The organism is Sedimentibacter sp. MB31-C6 (assembly GCF_035934735.1).
Lineage (GTDB): Bacteria > Bacillota > Clostridia > Tissierellales > Sedimentibacteraceae > Sedimentibacter.
This window is the reverse complement of sequence record NZ_CP142396.1, coordinates 1,492,754-1,514,881: the sequence shown is the minus strand read 5'-3', so window position 1 is coordinate 1,514,881 and position 22,128 is coordinate 1,492,754. Positions and strand designations below refer to the sequence as shown.

27 protein-coding genes, 1 pseudogene and 1 riboswitch are annotated in these 22,128 nt (G+C 32.3%); of the genes and pseudogenes, 3 read left to right on the top strand and 25 right to left on the bottom strand.

Features of this window, described 5'->3' with window-relative positions:
- Window positions 1–24: 24 nt before the first annotated feature.
- The 20 genes and pseudogenes from cbiQ to U8307_RS07155 form a co-directional block, all read right to left on the bottom strand.
- Window positions 25–726 carry a cobalt ECF transporter T component CbiQ gene (gene cbiQ / locus U8307_RS07250; protein WP_326906507.1) on the bottom strand — a complete coding sequence of 234 codons (702 nt, stop codon included), beginning with the start codon at window positions 724–726 and terminating at the stop codon, window positions 25–27.
- Window positions 727–742: 16 nt separating this feature from the next.
- On the bottom strand, window positions 743–1,033 hold the full coding sequence (locus tag U8307_RS07245; protein WP_326906505.1) for an energy-coupling factor ABC transporter substrate-binding protein: 291 nt from the start codon (window positions 1,031–1,033) through the stop codon (window positions 743–745).
- On the bottom strand, window positions 1,017–1,742 hold the full coding sequence (locus U8307_RS07240; protein WP_326906503.1) for an energy-coupling factor ABC transporter permease: 726 nt from the start codon (window positions 1,740–1,742) through the stop codon (window positions 1,017–1,019). Before U8307_RS07240 ends, U8307_RS07245 begins: the two co-directional genes overlap by 17 nt.
- 37 nt (window positions 1,743–1,779) lie before the next feature.
- Window positions 1,780–2,556, bottom strand: a complete 777-nt coding sequence (locus tag U8307_RS07235; protein ID WP_326906501.1) for a sirohydrochlorin cobaltochelatase — start codon at window positions 2,554–2,556, stop codon at window positions 1,780–1,782.
- A 20-nt stretch (window positions 2,557–2,576) separates the two neighbouring features.
- Window positions 2,577–3,170 carry an ABC transporter permease gene (locus U8307_RS07230; protein WP_326906500.1) on the bottom strand — a complete coding sequence of 198 codons (594 nt, stop codon included), beginning with the start codon at window positions 3,168–3,170 and terminating at the stop codon, window positions 2,577–2,579.
- Entirely contained in the window at window positions 3,167–4,003 is an 837-nt protein-coding gene (locus U8307_RS07225; protein WP_326906499.1) for an ABC transporter ATP-binding protein, read from the bottom strand. The genes U8307_RS07230 and U8307_RS07225 overlap by 4 nt, the downstream gene beginning before the upstream one ends.
- Before the next feature lie 13 nt (window positions 4,004–4,016).
- A complete protein-coding gene (locus U8307_RS07220; RefSeq protein WP_326906496.1) occupies window positions 4,017–4,799 on the bottom strand; it encodes an ABC transporter ATP-binding protein in 783 nt (260 codons plus the stop codon).
- Window positions 4,800–5,804 (bottom strand): annotated as a pseudogene (locus U8307_RS07215) (FecCD family ABC transporter permease).
- Window positions 5,805–5,878: 74 nt separating this feature from the next.
- A complete protein-coding gene (locus tag U8307_RS07210; RefSeq protein WP_326906494.1) occupies window positions 5,879–6,931 on the bottom strand; it encodes an ABC transporter substrate-binding protein in 1,053 nt (350 codons plus the stop codon).
- The gene (gene cobJ, locus U8307_RS07205; protein ID WP_326906492.1) at window positions 6,918–7,661 is read right to left on the bottom strand and encodes a precorrin-3B C(17)-methyltransferase; all 744 of its coding nucleotides are present in this window, start codon (window positions 7,659–7,661) and stop codon (window positions 6,918–6,920) included. Before cobJ ends, U8307_RS07210 begins: the two co-directional genes overlap by 14 nt.
- The gene (gene cobI / locus U8307_RS07200; RefSeq protein ID WP_326906490.1) at window positions 7,661–8,359 is read right to left on the bottom strand and encodes a precorrin-2 C(20)-methyltransferase; all 699 of its coding nucleotides are present in this window, start codon (window positions 8,357–8,359) and stop codon (window positions 7,661–7,663) included. Before cobI ends, cobJ begins: the two co-directional genes overlap by 1 nt.
- A 77-nt stretch (window positions 8,360–8,436) precedes the next feature.
- Window positions 8,437–9,063 (bottom strand): precorrin-8X methylmutase, encoded by a 627-nt coding sequence (locus U8307_RS07195; RefSeq protein ID WP_326906488.1) that lies wholly within the window; start codon window positions 9,061–9,063, stop codon window positions 8,437–8,439.
- Window positions 9,064–9,126: 63 nt separating this feature from the next.
- Window positions 9,127–10,158 carry a cobalt-precorrin 5A hydrolase gene (locus U8307_RS07190; RefSeq protein WP_326911503.1) on the bottom strand — a complete coding sequence of 344 codons (1,032 nt, stop codon included), beginning with the start codon at window positions 10,156–10,158 and terminating at the stop codon, window positions 9,127–9,129.
- Window positions 10,159–10,169: 11 nt separating this feature from the next.
- Complete coding sequence (locus U8307_RS07185; RefSeq protein WP_326911501.1) at window positions 10,170–11,555, bottom strand: cobyrinate a,c-diamide synthase; 1,386 nt, start codon at window positions 11,553–11,555, stop codon at window positions 10,170–10,172.
- Window positions 11,552–12,772, bottom strand: coding sequence for a precorrin-6y C5,15-methyltransferase (decarboxylating) subunit CbiE (gene cbiE, locus U8307_RS07180; RefSeq protein ID WP_326911499.1), 1,221 nt, complete (start codon window positions 12,770–12,772; stop codon window positions 11,552–11,554). The genes U8307_RS07185 and cbiE overlap by 4 nt, the downstream gene beginning before the upstream one ends.
- Window positions 12,769–13,512 carry a precorrin-6A reductase gene (gene cobK, locus U8307_RS07175; RefSeq protein WP_326911498.1) on the bottom strand — a complete coding sequence of 248 codons (744 nt, stop codon included), beginning with the start codon at window positions 13,510–13,512 and terminating at the stop codon, window positions 12,769–12,771. The genes cbiE and cobK overlap by 4 nt, the downstream gene beginning before the upstream one ends.
- Window positions 13,512–14,267, bottom strand: coding sequence for a precorrin-4 C(11)-methyltransferase (gene cobM, locus U8307_RS07170; protein WP_326911496.1), 756 nt, complete (start codon window positions 14,265–14,267; stop codon window positions 13,512–13,514). The genes cobK and cobM overlap by 1 nt, the downstream gene beginning before the upstream one ends.
- 15 nt (window positions 14,268–14,282) lie before the next feature.
- Complete coding sequence (gene cbiD / locus U8307_RS07165) at window positions 14,283–15,368, bottom strand: cobalt-precorrin-5B (C(1))-methyltransferase CbiD (RefSeq protein WP_326911494.1); 1,086 nt, start codon at window positions 15,366–15,368, stop codon at window positions 14,283–14,285.
- 151 nt (window positions 15,369–15,519) lie between these two features.
- A riboswitch (cobalamin riboswitch) is annotated at window positions 15,520–15,691 on the bottom strand.
- A gap of 304 nt (window positions 15,692–15,995) precedes the next feature.
- The gene (gene spoIIID / locus U8307_RS07160) at window positions 15,996–16,271 is read right to left on the bottom strand and encodes a sporulation transcriptional regulator SpoIIID (protein WP_326911492.1); all 276 of its coding nucleotides are present in this window, start codon (window positions 16,269–16,271) and stop codon (window positions 15,996–15,998) included.
- Window positions 16,272–16,347: 76 nt separating this feature from the next.
- The gene (locus tag U8307_RS07155; RefSeq protein WP_326911490.1) at window positions 16,348–17,061 is read right to left on the bottom strand and encodes a M23 family metallopeptidase; all 714 of its coding nucleotides are present in this window, start codon (window positions 17,059–17,061) and stop codon (window positions 16,348–16,350) included.
- A gap of 135 nt (window positions 17,062–17,196) precedes the next feature.
- On the opposite strand from U8307_RS07155, the gene spoIID reads away from it, so the two are divergent.
- Window positions 17,197–18,225, top strand: coding sequence for a stage II sporulation protein D (spoIID, locus tag U8307_RS07150; protein ID WP_326911489.1), 1,029 nt, complete (start codon window positions 17,197–17,199; stop codon window positions 18,223–18,225).
- Between the two features lie 84 nt (window positions 18,226–18,309).
- Window positions 18,310–18,633 (top strand): HesB-like protein, encoded by a 324-nt coding sequence (locus U8307_RS07145; RefSeq protein ID WP_326911487.1) that lies wholly within the window; start codon window positions 18,310–18,312, stop codon window positions 18,631–18,633.
- Between the two features lie 61 nt (window positions 18,634–18,694).
- Here the strand turns inward: U8307_RS07145 and rpsR are convergent, their stop codons facing one another.
- The 5 genes from rpsR to U8307_RS07120 all read right to left on the bottom strand — a co-directional run bounded on the left by rpsR (window position 18,695) and on the right by U8307_RS07120 (window position 20,888).
- The gene (gene rpsR, locus U8307_RS07140; RefSeq protein WP_326911486.1) at window positions 18,695–18,946 is read right to left on the bottom strand and encodes a 30S ribosomal protein S18; all 252 of its coding nucleotides are present in this window, start codon (window positions 18,944–18,946) and stop codon (window positions 18,695–18,697) included.
- A 34-nt stretch (window positions 18,947–18,980) separates the two neighbouring features.
- Complete coding sequence (locus U8307_RS07135) at window positions 18,981–19,439, bottom strand: single-stranded DNA-binding protein (protein ID WP_326911485.1); 459 nt, start codon at window positions 19,437–19,439, stop codon at window positions 18,981–18,983.
- 19 nt (window positions 19,440–19,458) lie between these two features.
- Window positions 19,459–19,752: a 30S ribosomal protein S6 gene (gene rpsF, locus U8307_RS07130; protein ID WP_326911484.1), complete on the bottom strand. Its 294-nt coding sequence runs from the start codon at window positions 19,750–19,752 to the stop codon at window positions 19,459–19,461.
- 153 nt (window positions 19,753–19,905) lie between these two features.
- Window positions 19,906–20,067, bottom strand: a complete 162-nt coding sequence (locus U8307_RS07125) for a CxxH/CxxC protein (protein ID WP_326911482.1) — start codon at window positions 20,065–20,067, stop codon at window positions 19,906–19,908.
- A 32-nt stretch (window positions 20,068–20,099) separates the two neighbouring features.
- Entirely contained in the window at window positions 20,100–20,888 is a 789-nt protein-coding gene (locus U8307_RS07120) for an MBL fold metallo-hydrolase (RefSeq protein WP_326911480.1), read from the bottom strand.
- A 197-nt stretch (window positions 20,889–21,085) separates the two neighbouring features.
- On the opposite strand from U8307_RS07120, the gene U8307_RS07115 reads away from it, so the two are divergent.
- Window positions 21,086–22,111 carry a M23 family metallopeptidase gene (locus tag U8307_RS07115; RefSeq protein ID WP_326911478.1) on the top strand — a complete coding sequence of 342 codons (1,026 nt, stop codon included), beginning with the start codon at window positions 21,086–21,088 and terminating at the stop codon, window positions 22,109–22,111.
- The last annotated feature ends 17 nt before the right edge of the window (window positions 22,112–22,128 follow it).

Below are 22,128 nucleotides of genomic sequence, written 5' to 3'. Positions count from 1 at the left end.
CCCGCTTTATAAATCTATTAATTCTTAATCTGTATAAAAGTTACCATCAAAATGCTTTATTTCCAATATTGATTGCATATCCTTGTACCTTTTCATTATTCGCACAAACAGTACTTTAATCAGCACTGCCAATGAATTCATTGAATTTTTATAATTGCTGTATCCAAACCTCATTTTTTGAGCAGTATGAATTAAAATCGCTTCTTCAAAAAATATTGCTATAAATCTATATGTCAATACATATAGTTCAATAAATACAACCGGCAATTTAGCTTTTTTCATAACTTTAATCTGCTGGCTGCAAGGGGTAGTAAGTATGAGAAAATACATGCTTGCTATACCGCTTAAAGATTTCAATCCCAAGGTAAGTCCGTTTTTGACTGATCCTTCCGCCAAGCCTATATAAAATTTTAAAAATCGGAATTGTTTTAAATAAACAAAGTTTTCTGAATGCACAATATCTGAGAAACCAAAAGTAAATATTATGGCAAAAATGCTTATTATAAGATATACTGCAGGAGCCGCAATCATCTTAATATATGACTTTTTTGGAATTCCCGCACCAAATATTGTAGTTAAAATATTTCCTGCAATCATGAAACATAAAACATATATGTTTGAATTGACAATTGATAATAATATCAAAAGCAATGAAATTATTACCTTTAAACAAGGATTTAAATTACTGAATTTATTGGTGTATGCAAATCTATCTATAATAAGCATTTTATACCTTCTTTAATTAATTTTTATTTCCTGCTAATCGCTTCCCTCTTACAAGACCATAGAAATATCCTATGACTCCTGCTCCAATTGCTGCTTGCAGTGAGAACAGCAAGCTTTCAATTTCGCCACTGGCTGGTTCAATTAATGGACTGAACCATGGCTCATAGTCAGAATTTATCTCCGTTATAACTTCCTCTGCCTGTCCATCAGCTCCTCCAAATTCAGCGTCTTGTAAAACTAACAATGGCACTGCCACCATTATAATTAATACTAAAATCAATAAAATATTTCTAGTTGATTCTTTCAAGCTGGTATCCTCCCTCTTTTTGATAATTAACAATTAAATCAAAGACTATTACTGTTAAAATTCCTTCAGCTACGGCTAGGGGAATCTGAGTAACTGCAAATATGCTTAAAAACTTAGTTAATGATCCCATTACACCACTTACAGCATCTGGATGTGCTAAAGCAAGCTGTATGGATGTTACCACATATGTTAATAAATCTCCTAAAGCTGCAGCCATAAATACAGCAACCTTTTTATTAGTGCCTTTTAGAAGCTTGTATACAAAATATGATACAAATGGTCCTACAATAGCCATTGAAAATACATTTGCTCCCAGTGTGCTTATGCCTCCGTGAGCCAACAAAAGCGCCTGAAACAAAAGTACTATAAGACCTGATACTGCCATAGGCATAGGCCCGAACAATATTGCACCAAGACCTGTTCCCGTAGGATGGGATGTGCTTCCTGTTACCGAAGGCATTTTAAGAGCAGATAAAATAAATACAAAAGCAGTTACTAAAGCAAATAATAATTTTTGATTTGGATTTTCCTTAAAAGTTTTAGATATTGTTCTCATACCTAGTATAACAAATGGCAAACTCGCCGCCATCCAGAATATTGCCCACCCAACAGGCAAAAATCCTTCCATAATGTGCATACCGAAAATATAATTTGGTGATAATAGCATTACTGACATCAATGCCAGACATAACATAAATCTTTTTTTCATTTTTTCCTCCTTTTTTATTTTAACTGTACTATTAAATTTATACAGTTATAATCTCATTTAATCTATCAACAAATAAATTAATAGCATTTCTGTTTTCTCCAAGCCCGGTAAAAAACATTTCTACATCAAAACCATTACCGGAAAGTATAGATTTTATTGATTCATCATCATCTGATCCAATATCATTTAATGCATGGTCTCCTGAAACTATTAAAAATGGATAGAGATAAATTTTTGTATACTTTCTTCTCTTTAATTCATCTATTATGTCATCAATAAACGGATTGCCTTCAATGCTCACTACATATGAATTTTTAACATGATTTCTCAGAAGCTTCTCAACTTCCTCATAGTATTTATGTGAATCATGGTGCGAGCCGTGTCCCACCAAAATAATGGCTTCCTCATCCTGTAAATCAGTCTTTATGTAAGATTTTATAACATTAATTTCATCATTTCCCAAATGCTCATCTAAAAATGTTCTTGCTACTTTTATTTCTTCAAAATCATTTATATATTCACTAACCGCTCTTAATACTTTTTCATACTCAACTCCCGGTATTACGTGTGTAACTGAAACATATACATGAGTGTAGCCGCCTTCTTTCAACATCTGTAAACAACTTTTCATGTTGTGTATGTCCAAGTTTTCTTCTCTCTTCATCTTTTTTCTTATGATTTCCGATGTAAACACTCTGAAGCAATCAATATCCCTATATGTATCCTTTACAGCATTTTCAATTGTTTCTATATATTTTTCTCTTGAATCTTTTATTGAACATCCAAAACTTGCAACAACTATAGCCTTTTTCATATTTCCTCCAGTAATTTTATTTATTTCATTTCCCTATAACTCATTTTCACGCCTACTAAATACAATAAAACTGCATATATCAACAAAACTGCAATAGATTTATGATAAAAATTCCCTTTTAATACAATGCTTCTAAGAGATACAGAAGCATGTGAGAGAGGCAAAATACCAATAATTGCCTTTATTACATCAGGCAGATTCTCCAAAGAAAAAAATGTTCCGCAAAGAAATGACATTGGAGTCATAATATATGTGTTAAATCTGCCCATATCATAATGGCTTTCAATTGATAAAGCGGCAGCATATCCTAAGGACATGAGCGGCATACTTATGGGAGAGGTAAGGTAATACTCAAAACTTCTTTCATACAATTTTGATGTAATTATTCTTGATGATACTGCATTGAAGCCTGTATTCATGGTAGTTATGGCTATAATACCTGGTATGATGAAATGCATGTATGTTGAACCTTCAACTACAACATCTTTTCCCAATCCCCATCCAAATGCAATAAGATATAAAATAGGACTCATGATGGCAGATAAAGTAATTCTTGCAATTCGTCTTTTAAAAAACAAATATTCTCTCCACAGAACTGTAACTATTTCCATCATAATACCTTCCTATTTGTAAAATTGTAAAAAACATCTTCCAATGTTGTATCTCTAATTGTATAATTTAAGCTTTCTATACCTGCAGAATAATTTATAGCCTCTTGTTTACTTTCAAAGAATTTATATATTGTCTTTGCCTCTTCGTCAAAGTACTCAACAGTATAGATACCTAACTGTTTCTTTAAAATATCTGGCGTACTATCTTGAATAATTGTTCCTTTATCTATTAAACATACCCTGTTGCACAGATATTCTGCTTCCTCAATATAGTGAGTAGTCAGTAGTACAGTCTTATTCTTCGCTTTCATATATTTTAAAATATCCCATATTTTTCTTCTGCCATTTAAATCTATTCCTACTGTTGGTTCATCAAGTATAATAATATCCGGATCGTTTATAAGTGCTTTGGCAATTGTAAGTCTCCTTACCATACCTCCGGATAAATTTGTTACAATTCTGTCTTTAAAATCTAACAACTCTACAAACTCTAAAAGTTCATTTATTTTATCTTTGTAATTATCAACTTTGAATAATTTTGCAGCAAAAACTAAATTCTCATAAACAGTAAGCTCCTTGTCTAAATTTGAATACTGGGGAACTATGCCCATAATACCTTTAATTTTCTTATTATTTCTACTCATTAAACTGCCGTTAATGACTACATTTCCTGCTGTAGGCTTTAACAAACCTGTGAGAATTTTTATTATGGTAGTTTTTCCTGCTCCATTTGGTCCTAAAATTCCAATAAATTCACCTGATTCTATAGATAAATCCACATTATTTACAGCAGTAAAATCATTGAATTTTTTGCTAAGACTTTGTATTTCAATCATTTAATCACTTCCCTTATGCCGTAATTTTTCTTGGAATAAAGTATGGGCAATTATTTATTTTATCTTCATATATATCTGCATCTATTTTAAAAATATGTTTGAGTAATCCTTCGCTTATAACCTTACAAGGCTCCCCATATTCCCATAACTCACCATTATTTATAACCAATATATTATCTGAATATCTGGCTGCTTGATTTAAATCATGAAGCACCATAACCACAGTTATACCCAATGTTTTATTTAGCTCCTTCACTAGCTCCAATGTTTCTAATTGGTAACAAATATCAAGAAATGTTGTAGGCTCATCAAGGAGCAATATCTTAGGTTTTTGCGCAAGAGACATTGCAATCCACGCTCTTTGCCTTTCTCCTCCTGAAAGAGTAACAACATATCTGTCCTTCATTTCCATTAATCCCGTCTTTTCTAATGCCCATGAAATAATTTCTTTGTCCTCAATGCCAAGTCTTCTTCCAAATTTAAGGTGTGGAAAGCGTCCATAGGACACTAATTCTTCAATGGAAATGTCTGATGACACACCTTTTACCTGTGGCAATACAGCAAGGTTTCTTGCAATTTCCTTTGTATTTATTTGATTGATATTGACTTTATTCAAATAAATTTTTCCACTTGCAGGCTTTAAATAACGGCTAATTGATTTAATAAGGGTGGATTTGCCAGAGCCGTTAGGCCCTATAATAGTTACTATTTCTCCATTTTTAACATTAAAACTTATATCCTTTAGAATTTTTTTATCATCATAGTTTACATTTAAGTTTTCAACTTTTAATTCCATTTAATGTTCCTTCTTCCTTCTTAATAAATACAAGAAAAATGGGGCTCCTAAGGCTGACATTATAATTCCTACCGGTATTTCAACAGGAGCAAACATTACTCTTGCTAGAGTATCGCATAAAACAACAACTGCTGAACCTGTAAAAATAGTTGCAGGAAGCAAGTACCTGTAATCAGAACCTATGAACAATCTTGTTATATGAGGAACTATTAGACCTACAAAGCCAAGTAATCCCACCACACTTATAGCAGCTCCTGCAAGTAATGAAGAAATTATAATAAAGAAAAATCTTGTTGCTTCTACATTTAAGCCAAGTCCTGTTGCTACCTCATCTCCGAGCATAAGTATATTTAATTTGTTTAAAACGAATAAAAGAAGTATTATTCCAATAATTGCATATGGAATTATCATATTTACATGCTTCTAATTAGTAGATGACAACCCTCCCACCATAAATCCTATTACTCCTGAAACCTTATCAGGATAGAAAGTCATTATGGCATTATTTCCTGCTCCCAACAAAGATGAAACTGCCACACCTGCTAGAATTAGCCTATTTGTTGCCGCACCTTCTTTCCATGCTAAAAAATAAATAAAAAGTGTGGCTAAAAGTGCTCCAGTAAAAGCACCTAAAGGAGCTAAAAAATAATACTCAGGAAAAATAATTAGAATTACTAATGTCATAAGACCTGCACCTGATGAAACACCTATAATGTTAGGACCTGCCAGAGGATTTCTCATTACTCCTTGAAGTATGCAGCCCGATAAGGCAAGACATGTTCCAACTAATGATGCTACAATTGTTCTTGGCAATCTCACATTCCAAATTATTTGATAATTCACGGTTGCTTCTTCAAAGAGTATGGCATTAACAATTTCATTAGGTGATATTTTTACTGCACCATTCATTATACTTATAAAAAAACCTACTATTGAAAAACAAATGCAAATAATTAAAATAACACTTTTTTTTATTCTATCCTTTTTTTTGACGCAGTTTGTCATTTTAATTTTTACCAGCCTTTACTTAACATTTAGAGATTCTTCAAATCAAAATGAAGAATCTCTTTTAGTAACTATTAATATTCTCCAAACACTTCTGGGTAAATCATTTTTGCTAAACCTTCATATGCCTCAGGATATCTGTCATTAGGCTTGTACAAATATAAATCCTTTGGAAGAACAATGTATCTGTCTTCCTTAACTGCTGTAAGTGATGCCCATGCAGGATTGTCCAAAGCATCTGCTTTTAATCTTTCAGTTATTTTTTCCAAATCACTTCCCATTGTTTGTACAAAAATGAAATCTGGATCTTCCTGTAATATTTTTTCCATGCTAAAGGTCTTTGTGTCTACTCCTGTATCTGCAGAGTCAGATATATTAATAACATTTAAATCTTTTACCATTTCACCAACCATAGTGTTTGAATCTCTTACAGTGATACTTTTAGATGTAGCAAACATTATTACTGCTTTATAGTTTTTATCTTTAGGTGCTTTTGAAACTATTTCATCTACTTTCTTTTGTATGTTATTTACATGATTTTCATACAAATCTTCTCTTTCAGTAATTGCTGTAAACAGTCTTACTGTTTTATAATAGTCCTCTAAAAGGTTATTTTCTAAATCAATTACTTGTATGTTATTTTGCTTTAGAGACGGTATCATTTCTCTTTGTGCAGTATAACTGCTGGCTACAATAACTAAATCAGGTTGCAAAGATAATATCTTTTCAAGACTCGGAGCACCCATTGCACCTACAACTTCTGCTGATATCGCATTTTCAACTTTTTTATCTTCAGATTCTTCAACTCTTCCTACAACAACTCCACCTGCCTGATCCCACATCTCTAATAGGGAATTTTGTAATACTACTACCCTTTGAGGATTCTTTTTAATTGTTACTTCTTCTCCTGATCTATCAGTAAACAATATATCTTCTTCATTAATTATTACACCGTAATCTGATGCAGCAGATTTTTCAGCATCTCCTTCATTTTGAGCTTCTTCTACAGGCTTATTTTCTTCTGCAGGCTGTCCAGTTTTGTTATCTACTTCTTTGCTACATCCTGCAAACAAAACCGTCATCATTAAAATTGTTAACATAATCTTTAAAACATTAAATTTCTTCATTTCTTTCTCCTTTTAGTTTGTTTTCATAACCTCTTTTAGTAATAATTGTATTATTCTTTATATATGTTGAGCCGTTGCCAACTATTACTATACTTAACATGTCAACTAATTCATAATCAATTGTATCAATGGTGCAAATATGTACTTCTTGATTTTCTCTTTCTGCATTTTTAACTATTCCTACAGGAGTAGAACCTGATTTAAATTTTCTCATTATTTCAAAAGCATTTTTCAAATAATCTGGTCTACCCTTGCTCCTTGGATTGTAAAGACATATAACAAAATCACCTTCTGATGCCAATTCAATTCTCTTGTATATTAATTCTAATGGTGTTAATAAATCGCTTAAACTTATGTGACAAAAATCATGCATCAAAGGGGCTCCAAGTACTGCTGCTGCAGCTGTTGATGCTGTTACACCGCTTATTATTTCCACTTTTTCTTCTTCCGCCATTTCTAAAACCAATCCAGCCATGCCATATACTCCTGCATCTCCAGAACTTATAACTGCAACTGTTTTGCCCGTTTTCGAAATTTCAACGGCCTTTTTAACCCTATCTATTTCCTGCTTCATACCATTTGAAACCACTTGCTTTTCCTTAATTAAGTCCTTAATCAGATCTATATATGTTTTATATCCAACAATGACATCTGATTTTTGAATTGTTGACCTTGCTTCATGCGTCATTGTTTCATGACCTCCGGGACCTATTCCTACAACATATATCATCATATCTCCCATCTTTTATTTATTAATATAGTGGTAAAATAAGAAACATCAGATTTTTTAATATCTTTAATATTCTCATATATTACTTCTTCATTTTTTGACGAATTGCTTACAACTATGGAATGATTTTCAAGATTTTCTTCAATGAGCATTTTAATAACTTCATCAAAATTGTTGTAAACCTTCATTAAAACAATTGAATTTTCATTTTTAATATAATTCCTAAGTTTTTCTATTCCCATAGTAGCAGGTAAAATTATTAACGGATCCTCTCCCTCCACTAATGGAAAATTATTATTACAAGCAATATCCAAAAATGATGCTATACCAGGTATTGTTGTTACTTTAATTTTATCCTTTAGTATTCTTAATAAATAAATATATGTACTGTAAACCATCGGGTCGCCAATAGTAACAAATCCTACTTTATTGCCCTCTGACACATCCCTAATTATTTCAGAAGCAATTTCATTCCAAGCTTTTTGAAGCTCTTCTGAATTATAATTCATTGGAAAATGTCTAGCTTTAATTATTGTTCTTTTATTAATATAATCTTTTACAATACTGTGTGCTGAGCTGAAATTTTCAGCTTTTTTAGCTGTTGGTACATACAAAATATCCAGCTCATCCAATACATCTATTGCTTTTTTGGTTACAGTTTGACTGTTTCCTATACCTACTCCTATACCGTAAAACATAATTTCTCCTTTGATTTTGATTTTTGCGGACAATCCTCTAAAGTTCACTCCTACTTTAGAGGTGTGTCCCCATACCTTTAGATGTTGTACAATAAGGCATTGCATATGGCTGCAGCAATATTACTGCCTCCCTTTCTGCCTTTTGCAACAATGTATTCCACATTTTCCAAGCTCATTATGAGCTCTTTTGCTTCAACTACATTTACAAATCCAACAGGGACACCGATAATAACATCAGGCTTAAATATACCTGCCTTTATCATTTCATAAAGTTTTATTAAAGCTGTGGGAGCATTGCCTATGGCAAAAATTATAGGGCCTTGTATCTTTGATGCCCTCTCCATGGAAACAGTAGCCCTTGTTTCTCCACGTTCCATGGCTTCTTTAGCCACATCCTCATCCGCCATGAAGCAATGTATGTTCACTCCGTATTTTTCCGCTGCCTTTTTATTTATTCCTGAATACGCCATGTTTGTATCAGTAATGATTGTTGCACCATTTTTTAAAGCTTCCTTGGCCTTTTTTACAGCATTTTTTGAGAAACACATATTGTCTAAATAATCAAAATCTGCTGAAGTATGTATTACCCTTTTTACTATGGGCTCTATTTCCTTATCAAGTTGTATTTCTCCCATTTCTTCCTGTATCATTTCAAAACTTCTTTTTTCAATATTATGAGGCTCTACAAATTTAATATTTTCCATTTTTCCTCCTTGTCCAGTGGAGACGGTTCTTACTGTCCATTAATCTCCACGTGTCCGCTCCTGTTAAAATACCACTTCATATGTATCTATAGCTGCTGCGACCGTAACGGAATTAACAACAGTCTTATTTATAAATAATTTTTTTGATTTACTTCCCATAATTGCAGCCCTTTCACATACAGTATCAACTCCCGCAATTTTTTTTACAAAGTCAGAACTTGAAAACTGCCCCTGTATTTCACTAAGCTCTTCCTTTGAATATGTATGAAAGGGGACCTTGAAAATCTCTGCTATTCTTTTTATTCCTTCTTCTTCCTTTTTTAGGTCAATGGAATTTATTGAACTAACAGCAAACTGTGAAATATTGTGCCTGTTTAAAACTTCCTTTATAGCAGTGTAAATATCATTAAAATCTGTCCCTTTTCTGCAGCCCACTCCTACGGATACAATCCTAGGAATTAAGTTTAATGTGTTTTTAAAAGGGGATTTGTTAGAATCAAGGCTAACGCATATTCCTATTTCTCTTTCAGCCAAATCTATTTCTAAAGGCAAGTTTCCATTTATCTTATAATCAGATTCAAAGCCTATTTTTTTATCGTCCAATATATCTGCTGCAATGTCTCTTGCTCTTTTTAAGCTCATTATGTGAAGATTGCTGCTATGAGCCCATTCGTCCACTGCAAACTTTCCGTTTACATCAGTTGCCGTAGTAATAATAGGATTGCCCCCTACAATCTCTGCAATTTTCAATGTAAGCTTATTTGCGCCACCAATGTGCCCGCTTAAAAGAGATATAACATTAATTCCTCTTTCGTCCATGCATATGACAGCGGGGTCATTCTTTTTACTTTTTACAAAAGGTGCTATGGCTCTAACTGCTATGCCTGCAGAACCTACAAAAATTATACTATCTACATTTTTAAAGGACCTTTCTGCTGACTTGTATAAGTTTTCTTCACGTAATTTAACCAAACTTGCAGAACTTAAATACCTTTCAGGAACATAGGCACTTACTTCATGGTCATTTAAATTTTCAATTAATTTATCGCATAGTCTTGCACCATTGCCTGAAAATGCATATATGTGAATTTTCATTTTAAATCCTCTTATATTTTATTTACTCCCCTGACAGTTAATTTAGAATACTCAACTGATCTTTTTACAAAATTCTCTGCAAAATTAATATTTCCCATAAAGTTTATGTGGGGATATCCCAAAAACTTTGTTTCATCGGCTATAACTGCCTTCCAGCTTCTAACTGATTCTGGCTTTACTGCTAAAAAAGCTTCTCCTGTATTATTGCTATCAGAATAGTGAAATTCGTGACCGTTAATTGACTCTCCTGTGTTGCACATCAAATTATTATTTTGACTTGTTAATGTAATGTATCCGAATCTTCTAAGAGAATCTGTCATATAGCTATTTCCTTCTACTGCTCCTACCATATTGTATAAATTTCCTTCCTTATCTGTGAAGCTGTCCATTAAATACATATATCCACCGCATTCCGCAAACGTAGGAAGTCCCTTAGAAACTTTTTCTTTTATATCATCAAGCATTGATATATTCTCTGAAAGCTCCTTTATATATAATTCCGGATAACCTCCTCCAATATATAAGCCACCTATTCCTTCAGGAAGCTCTTTATCTTTAAGAGGACTGAATTTAACTATTTCAGCACCCAACTGTGTAAGTATGTCCAGATTATCCTCATAATAAAAGCAAAAAGCTTTATCGTTAGCAATAGCAATTTTTGTTTTATCTATATAGCTTATGTTTGGATCGGTATATTCTATAGGTGCTGAACCTGCAGCCAATTCATATAAACAATCTAAGTCAATGGTTTTTAATGCCTGTGTCCCTAATTGCTCAATTATGGACTCAAGATTACCTACTTCCTCTGCCGTTACAAGTCCGAGATGCCTACTTTCGAGTCTACAGTTTGGTAAATTTGGCATATAGCCATAAACCTTAATATCTGTGTTGGATTCAATAATTTTTTTATAGTATCCATACATTGCATCTGAAACATTATTTAGAATTACTCCTCTAATATTGCTATTCTCTCTAAAACTTTTAAATCCATGGATTATTGCCCCCACCGATGCAGCCATGCTACTGGGATTAATAACAAGTACCACAGGACAATTTAAAGCTGCCGACAGTTCATAGGAGCTGCAGGAAGTATTGGTGCCTATGCCATCATAATAACCCATTACTCCTTCTATAACTGAAACATCTATATTACTGCTACCTTTTCCCATTATGTATCTGCAGTTATTTTCACCAATCATAAATTTATCCAGGTTTCTTGATGGAATTTTAATAATTTTCGAATGGAACATGGGATCAATATAATCAGGTCCCGCTTTAAATGAAGCAACCTTATTACCCCTCAACTGAAACGCTTTTAAAATGGCTGCAGTGATCGTTGTTTTTCCACTGTTGCTACTAATCGCAGAAATCATTATTCTAGGTGCTTTTGATTTCACAGCAGGCCACTTCCTTTTCCACTGATTATAAAAATTGGATTTTGTCCCATCATAAGGTCATAGTTGCCTATTTTTTTAGATTTAGCCACTGAAACATTTACAATTTCAACATCTTTAAACTTATACTTCTCCATACAATTTATCGCTTCATTTAAGCTTTGTAGGGTAATCGTATTAATAACCACATTTACATGAGGATTCTTTTTTAATACGGCATTTATTATGTTATCCATGTTTCCGTTACTTCCTCCTATGAAGCAAGCATCGGGACTCGGAATATTTTCTATTGTCTCGGGCGCTGTACCTTTTATAACTTCTATATTATAGGTTTTAAACTTCTTTATATTTTTCTCTATTAAAGCTGCTGCTTCCTCATCTTTTTCTACAGCATACAATGTTCCATTATATAGCTTTAAAGCTGCTTCAACTGATATAGAACCTGTTCCTGCACCTATATCATAGACTATATAATCACTTTTTAACTTAAGCTTACCAATACTTATAGTTCTCACTTCACTTTTTGTCATAGGTGCTTTTCCTGTAACAAATTCTTCGTCCTTTATTGAGTTATGTGCTTCGTCTATAGATATGAAATCATCATTGTGCACTATCATTACAGAAAGACCTTCAAACTTCATTTCAGCAATTACTTCTGCTCTATCCTCAATTATCCTTTCATTATCATAGGACAAATTTTCTCCAACGCTTACCTTTAAGTGTCCCAATCCTTTGTTTGTAAGAATTTCACATATAATGTTAGGACTAAAATCACTGGAAGTAAGAATAAATGTTTTTTTATTAAAAATAACATTAGATATAATATTAAGATTTCTACCATGAGCGCTAACATATTTAATATCATCCCAAGGCAGATTTAGTCTTGAGGCAAAGTATTGTAGTGAACTTATTGCTGGGATATTTTCAACCTTTACATCATCCTTTTTTTCCAAAAGCTCTGTAACTTTTTTTGAAAGACTATAAAAACCGGAATCTCCGGAAACCAAGACTCCATAATTATTATGTTCTCCTTGACTTATGTATACACATATATCTTCTGCATTTGAGCTTTCGTAAATTGGTTTATTTAAACCTTGAAAATCCTTAAGCATTCTTTTCGCGCCTATTAAGCAATCACATTCTTCTAATATATCTGATGCCTTTTTATGCATATAATCTAAATCGCCAATACCCAACCCTATAATATAAACCTTCTTCATACATTCCCTCTTATTATTTGTTTAAACTCTACAAAGGTGACACCTTCTTCTTCAGGTTTTTTCAATACAAGGCATTTAGAATTTGTTTTAATGCATGACATTACCTTTTCATCAAAGCCTCCTGATGCAGCACTTTCCTTTGTTACAAGGTATTTAGCATCAACAGCATTTATCATTGCAACATTAAGCTCTTCACTGAAGGTACCCTGCATGCAGATGATATTTTTGTTAGAATATCCAAGCTCTATGGCTCTTTTCAGTGAGCTTTCCATGGGAAGAATCCTTATAAAAATCCTTTCCTCATAATTTGAAACTTTTGTGAATTTATCTAAATCCTTGCTCCCCGTAGTAAGCAATATGTTCCCTTCAACATTGTTTAAGTAATTTACTATATCTTCTACTGTGTCATAGTATATGGCACGTTCATTTTCTACAGTTTCTCTTACAATCCTGTAATATTTTAAATTGCAACATTCTGTCGATTCCATAGCATTCTGAGAAACAATTTTTGCAAATGGATGTGTTGCATCAACAACAAAATCAAAATTATATTTTTGAAATAATTCAATCATATGTTCCTTGTTAAGTCTTTCTTGATGAACAGTTACATTATTTAAATCTTTAACAAATTGTTCTCCGTATTCCGTAGCAATATATAAATCAGTTTTTATATTGTAATCATTCAAAAATTCAGCCAGCAAGCGCCCTTCTGTTGTTCCTCCAAAAATACACACATGCATTACTTAATCCCCTCTCTGAACTCATGTGTAAATGTTGGATTATATAATTCACTTCTTTCATAATCATTTCCAAGAAAATTGCCAACCAAAATTAATGCTGTCTTAGTTATATTGTTATCCTTCATAGTTTGATGCAAAGTTTCAATAGTGCATCTGAATATTTTCTCATCAGGCCATGTTGCTTTATAAACAACAGCAACAGGCGTATCTTTTTCATATCCACCTGCAATTAATTCATTTGATAATTCTTCTGTTAATCCAGAACTTAAAAATAAAACCATAGTTGACTTATGTGCTGCAAATGAACGTATGCTTTCTCTTTCAGGAACAGGAGTTCTTCCCTCCATTCGTGTGATAATCACTGATTGGCTCACATTAGGCAATGTATATTCCGCATTCAATGATGCTGCTGCTCCACAAAATGAACTTACACCAGGAACCACATCATACTGAATATTCAGTGACTTTAAAATATCTATTTGCTCTCTTATGGCACCGTAAATACTTGAATCGCCAGTATGAAGTCTAACTGTATTTTTATTTTCTTTCTCAGCCTTCTTTATAACATCTACAACTTCCTCCAAAGTCATATGAGCGCTATTGTGAATTTCCGCTTCTTCTTTTGCATAGTTTAAATGCTCTTTATTGACCAATGAACCGGCATATATTATTACATCTGCGTCACATAAAAGTTTATGTCCCCTCATTGTGATTAAATCTGTTGCACCAGGTCCTGCACCTACAAAATGTACCATTTTAGTCTCCTTACATTAATTTAAGATTCCATGATTATTTGAATAAATAATTAATTTAGTTATAATTCTATTATCCACTCTTTTGTTAATATAAAAGAGTGCTCTTTCACTTATTTTTTGTATTACCTTTTTTAATAAATCCTCCCTTATTAATATTTCCAAAACCTGTTCTGTAGTTACGCTGGATAATATTTCTTCAATAACATGGCTTCCTGCGCCATACAACCCAGCATAGCAAGCGAACATTTCCATTCTGAAATCCCCGGTATGAGAATGGGTATTCATCATGCCTCCGGCCACCTTAATCATCTTGCCTATATGACCCACTACTAATATTTCCTTGTAATTAAGCTCCAGGGCAAAATCCAGAACTTCTCCTAGATAATTGCTATACTTAAGACTGTTTTCCCCGCGTATCCCAAGAGTGCTGTCAATAAAACTTTCTGCATAATTGCCAGGAAAAGCCAATAGTGTATTAAAGCCTCTTTCCTTTATTACCTGCATTTCAACCTTCAAGCTGTCAATTAAAGCTTTCTCGCTCATAGGCTCAACTATTCCTGTCGTTCCAATTATTGATATTCCGCCCACTATGCCCAAATGAGGATTGAAAGTTTTTTTGGCGACCTCTTCACCTTCAGGAGCAGATATAATAATATTAACTCCTCCCCTATAGCCATATTCATTACAAATCCGATGAACATTTTCAGTTATCATTTTTCTTGGCACTGAATTTATTGCAGGTCCACCAACAGGGCAATCTAAACCATTTTGAGTTACACGTCCTACGCCTTTACCTCCATCTATGCGTATTTCACCAGAGTCATCCAGTTCAACATCTGCATATATTAAAATCCCGTCTGTTGAGTCTGGATCATCTCCACTATCTTTCTGAACACAACATCTTACCCCATGTGTATTAAAAGACGGATCCTTAATATCAATTATAAGAATTTCACCTCTTGGCAGCCTCACTGAAACATTCGCCACAGTCTTTCCGGTAAATATCATCAGAGCACCTGCTGTTGCGGCAGCAGCCGCGCAGGTACCGGTAGTAAAGCCGCATTTTAACCTCTTGCCATTTTTAAGTACAAATTTATCCATATTAACCTCAAAAATATTACTATTAAAAATACATATACGCAGTCTCATTCATCAAATTATTTGCATAAAAAAACTTCCGTAATTTACGGAAGTTTAAACAATACTGATATATATCACAATTAAATATTTTAGATAATCCTCCCGAAAATCTACAAACAAGCATATCCTGGCAGGTCTCCTGACTTTCGGATCATCTAACACTCACCTTCCCATGCAAAGCACAGTGGTATGGAGCATTATCACCTTTCACAGTAGCGGGGGCTGTAACAGCTTTTACTGTTTTCCCTATTAAAACAAATGTTACCAAAATATCAATATTCAATTGCCTTAATTATATATTAGAACTTTTGTACTGTCAATAAATTTAAAATTATTTCAGCAATGACTCAAATTTAAATTTATTTCAGCTATGACGAATAAACTTTTACAAATACCATCCAGAATTGTATTTGTAGCTTTCAAGGCCTATCCGCATATAACAAGGAGAATATGTTAAGATAATTTTTTTGTCCCAACACTCCTTTTTGTCTCTATTGATGTTTAATATTTTACCCTGTAAACACTTTACATACAAAAACTAAAAAGGCACTAACATGTTGCAGTTAGTGCCCTTCCTCAAATGGTTAATTACATATTACTTACTTTATCGTGGTCATGTGCTTCTTTATATTTAAGGCGTGTAGCTTTACCTCCCCTAATATGCCTTTCTGATTTGTTTTTAAGTAAAACTTTTTTAACTTCACTTGCAGCAGGAGGGTTCAATTTTGGAAGACGTTCCGTAACATCCTTATGCACTGTACTTTTACTAACGCCGAATTTTTTAGCTGTTTGCCTTACAGTGGATTGAGTACTTATAATATAATCCGCGATCTCCATGGCTCTCCGTTCTATGTAATCTTTCATGTTTAACCCCCTTTGGCATTATCACCGTCTTATTTACATTTTTATGCGTTTATCTGTCCTATTAGAACTTAATTTCTTATTCTCCTGTAATATAATCGAGGGGATTTACATTTTCACCTTCAACTATTAACTCGAAATGAAGATGAGGTCCTTCAGCAGATTCAATACTAACAACTTTTCCTATATTACCTATAATTTGTCCCTTGTCAACAACATCTCCAACTTTAACTTTTGCTGAAGATAAGTTGTTATATAATGTTTTTACATTACTACCATGATCGATAATAATTTCTGTTCCCACAATCTCAGACGTAGTAACTGATTCTACAGTTCCTGCAAATGCAGACTCAATCATTAAAGTATCTTCTGGTTTAATGTCTATTCCTTTATGTACTCTCCATTCACCAATAGCCTCATAATAAACTAAATCATCTACTGTATATTCCATTATTATTTCACCTGCTAATGGCGCTTTGATACTTTTTAAATCTAATTTAGATTCTTCTTCTTCGTCTTCCTCTTCATTGTCATTTTCCTTTTCATAATCTTCCATTATTTCCCGAACATAATCTTCATATGGGTCAACATTGGCGCCAATATCGCCTTCATCAACTTCATTTTCTGCTAAATTGCCTCCTTCGTTTGGATTTGTAGTATACCTCCAAATTAAAGCTGTAGATAATAGCAGGACACATAAAGCTATTATAAAAAAGCTTGTATCCTTATTTTTTAGTCTAATAAAGAAATTTTTCATTCTTTCTTTTGCATTTCTAAATCTATTCTTTTTCATTTGCAACCTCCTGTTTTTACTTCTTTATTATCTTTTGATAGTGTGTCCCATATTTTAAATTTAATACAGGTTGTTCTAAAAAATTTTTTCAATCATAAAATATTAATACAACTTATGACAAAGGGGATAGATTTTATGTTGAACCGCATTATTTTTGCTTTAGTTATTTTTGCTATGTTATTAATAATTCCAAATGTTTCTTTGACTCTACTAGAACAAAAATTTAGTATTACAGCTGAATTAGACAACCCTTCGGAAGCTAATGATGAAGTTATTAAAGAAAATTTAGAAAGTTCAGAAATTGATGAGCCAAATTTAATTAAAGTTTTTAATACAAAAACTAGCGAAGTAATGGTTATAGATTTTGAAGAATATTTAAAAGGTGTAGTTGCCTCTGAAATGCCTGCAGAATTTAATCTTGAAGCACTTAAAGCCCAAGCTGTTACAGCTAGAACTTATTTGTTATACAGGCTTTTAAAATATCCAGATGGCCAACCAGAGCATAAGGATGCATCTATTTGCACTAGTACTCACTGCCAGGTTTGGAACTCTAAAGATGATTTAATTGCTAGCCATCCAGATGGCTGGTTTAATAATTATTGGAATAAAATTGAGGAAGCTGTTAATTCTACAGATGGTCAAATTTTGACATATAAAGGTAAAATAATTGAACCTTTATTTCATTCTACTAGTGGAGGAAGAACTGAAAATTCTGAAGATGTATTTTCCACATCTGTTCCCTATTTAAAAAGTGTTGAAAGTCCATATGAGAAAGAAGCTCCGAAACTTCATGATTCTATGAAAATTACCGTTGCTGAATTCATTGATAAGGTCAAATCTGTTTATGGCGACTTAAATATTTCTTCTGATAATTTAAATGAAAAGATACAATTAGGGGAAGTAAGCGAAGGTGGAAAAATAAAATCTTTATATATAGACAACACAGAAATAAGTGGTCGTGAAATTAGATCACTATTTAACCTTAACTCTACAAATTTCAGCTTTATCCAATCAGGTGATAGTTTAGAAATAGTAACAACAGGTTATGGTCATGGTGTTGGTATGAGTCAATATGGTGCTAATGGTATGGCCGAGGAAGGATATAATTATAAGGAAATATTAAAACATTACTATTCTGGTATTGAAATAGCAGTAATGAAATAAAAGGAAGTTCAATAAGGAATTGCATTGTACAAGCTAATATATATATGATATAATTTTTATATAAAATTAGAAAGGACTGCAAATATGATATTTATAAATGATGTAGCATATAAAGAATTTAAAGAATTGTTAGATGAATCTAAAGTTGATTCTTATAATATTAGAATTGGAATAGATAGTTTATCTTGTAGTGGACCTATTTTTGGAATTATGGTTAGCGAAGCTACTGAAAAAGATGAAACAGAAGTAATTAATGATGTTACTTTTATTGTTGATAAAGATGTACTTGAACAATATGGTGGATTTATTATTGTATCTAGTGAAGAAAATAATGGTAATGGAGTTGGCTTAAAACCGGTTGTTCAGCCAACATCAGGTTGTAGTAGCTGCGGTGGTGGATGCCATTAACAGTGAATATCAGTAGTTAAAGAAAGGATTTGTGCATGCACAAATCCTTATTATTATTATATTATTCTGCTGTATATGGCAATAAAGCAATTGATCTTGCTCTTTTTATTGCTCTTGTTACCATTCTTTGATGCTTTGCACAAGCACCTGTGATTCTTCTAGGTAATATTTTACCTCTTTCAGTTGTATATTTCTTCAACTTTCCTAAATCTTTGTAATCTATATATGTTGTCTTCTCTTGACAGAATTGGCACACTTTTTTACGTGGTCTTCTTTTATTCATTCTATCGTTTCCGCCTTGTCTTGAGCTCATACGACTTTCCTCCTTCCCTTAATAGTATTTCTTATTAAAATGGGATATCTTCATCATCTACTGGTTGAAAAATATCATTGTCGTCATCTGGAAAATCGTCAAAATAGCTGCTATCTGGCTGAACCGGTTTTCCTTGTTGTGGTGATGACTGTCCTCTTCCACCAATAAATTCTACTCTATCTGCTATTACATCTGTTGTATATCTTTTCTCGCCTGCTTGTGTAGTATAAGAGCCTGTTTGTATTCTACCATGAACTGCACACTCTCTGCCTTTTGCTAAGTAATTTGCGCAATTTTCAGCTTGTTTACCAAAAACAACTACATTTATAAAATCCGCTGTTGGTTTGCCTTGTGATGACATCTCTTGTTTTTTATCTCTTGACATTTCCTTGTCAACAGCTAAAACCATGTTTGCAACTGCCATCCCTGTTGAAGGGACAAATCTTAGTTCTGGATCTCTGGCTAATCTTCCAATTAATACAACACTATTCATATTATTTCCTCTTTATCATTTATTTTGATTCGTCAACTGTAATCATATGTCTAACAAAATTGTCGCTTATTTTACAAATTCTGTCTATTTCATTAACGGCATCTGATCCTGAAGTAAAATTAATAAATACATAATAACCTTCTCTTTTTTTATCAATTTCATAAGCAAGTCTTCTTTGACCCCACTCATTAACTTTTTCTACAGTTCCTTGTCTTTCAGTTATTATGTTTTTTACCTTTTCAACTTCTGCATTTCTTACTTCTTCTTCTAAATTAGAAAGTAAGATAAAAGCACCTTCATATTTTTTCATCATAGTCACCTCCCTTTGGACTTTTGGCTCCTGCTTATTCAGGAGCAAGGATAGCGTAAATATTATAGCATTTAATGTTTTTTATTACAAGTACTTTTTTACTTAAAGAAAATATAACATCATAAATATGTTAATTGTATGCTATAATTGCATATATTATTTCAATATTTCATAATAAGCATTATTATCACAATAATTACATTTAAAATTTTCATCTGAAATATTTATAATCTTAGGGGCAATTTCCTCATAATTCAAGAAATCATCTAATGCTATCTCCACATGCTCTTCACATGCATAAATTCTTTCTTCATTCATAGTATCATCCTTACAATATTTTGAATACCTAATTAAATTTCATATACTTTACTTGATCTATCTCTATAAGTCATATCTAAATTTACTCCAGGATTTACATCTATTCCATTTTCCTTTAATATATTTTCAACTGTTTTATATGCTAATTCAGGAAAATTGTTTTCTTTACTTAAATGTCCAAGAAGCACTATTTCTCTTCCTTTTTTTATTACCTTTGAAACAAGATTTCCTGCTGTATCGTTAGACATATGTCCAAATTCTCCTAAAACTCGTCTTTTTAATGGCCATGGATAAGGTCCAATCAGCACCATATCTTCATCATGGTTAGATTCTATTAATAACAATTCTGAATCCTTTATACAATTAATAATATTATCATTAATGCAACCAGTATCTGTTACTAAACTTATTTTCTTATTTTTATAATATATATTGTAACCTACAGGGTTGACTGCATCATGTGAAATATCAAATGCTTGCAGAGTCAAATCACCAATCTCTACTGTTTCATTAATTATTTTAATATTATGGGATTTTACATCTCCTATAATAGGACTCATTGCCTCCCATGTTTTTTCATTTGCATATACAGGTATATCTAATCGTCTAGATAAAATTCCTGCTCCTTGTATGTGATCCATATGTTCATGGGTAATAAATATTGCATCAACATTCTTAGGATCTTCCCCTATGTTTACAATACCATTTTGAATTTTTTTCCCACTTAACCCTGCATCAACAAGAATAGTTGTATTCTGCGTTTTTATAAATTGGCAATTACCACTACTTCCACTATATAATGAACAAAATTTTAATTTCAAGTCGTCCTCCTGACTGGATTAACCAGCTTTATAACCATTAAATATAAGTATTTAAATTATATTTAATATTAACATAAAATATTAATTCTTACAAACAATATCTTGCATACTTCAATCTCAAATTTTGTATCTTAGTTCTATTGGCCGAGTAGTAGCATAGAATTTATTATATAATATTTTATAATAAAGGATATATTATGATAATAAGGATAAAACTTAAATATTTTTTTATTTTTATAGTACTTTTATTAATTTTAGCTATTATTATACCTTTTTTTATTAATACTGTCCAACCTGCTTCTACAAATGAACAAAAGGATTTTATAAAGTGGGTTGACTTTAGAGTTTCATATGAGGCAATGGATAAGGCATTAAAAGCAGATATTAATAGTTTAGATGAAGAAGTGAAATTAAATTGGATTGAAATTTTAGCATATTTAGGCACAAGATATGGCGGCAATTTTGCCCGTTATAAAGCAAAAGATATGGATAATTTAATTAATAAACTTAAAAGTGGTGAAAGTATAGAAAACCTTACTGAAGGATTAAGTTACTATGATTATTACCTTGAAGCTTATACAGCAGTTCTTGGAGGATTTGTAGGTCCATTTGAAATTCAAGTTAAAGATGAAAATAATAACGAACAAAAAATTTGGGTAAGAAAGTATGGGCTTAAAGCTTTTTCTCCTATCGCTGGAGGATATTATTATAGTCATTATGATGATTTTGGAAATTCTAGATCTTATGGATTTAGGAGAGTACATCTTGGAAATGATCTTATAGGTTCAGTTGGAACACCTGTCATTGCAGTTGAAACAGGAAGATTAGAAGCACTAGGATGGAATCAATATGGTGGATGGCGCATAGGAATTAGAAGTTTAGACAATAAAAGGTATTATTATTATGCACATTTAAGAAAAAACCATCCCTATGTAAAAACTCTTAAAGAAGGAGATATTGTTTATGCAGGAGATGTAATAGGATATTTAGGTATGACTGGATATAGCAGAAAAGAAAATGTAAATAACATAAGAACGCCTCATTTACATTTTGGGATGCAACTGATTTTTGATGAATCACAAAAGGAAACATTAGCTGAAATATGGATTGATGTATATGATATCGTAAAACTTCTGAATAGAAATAAATCACCAGTGACCTATAATTCTGAAACAAAAGAATCTGAAAGAATTTATAATATTAAATTTCATAACGTACCTTAATAATAATTAGAATTTAG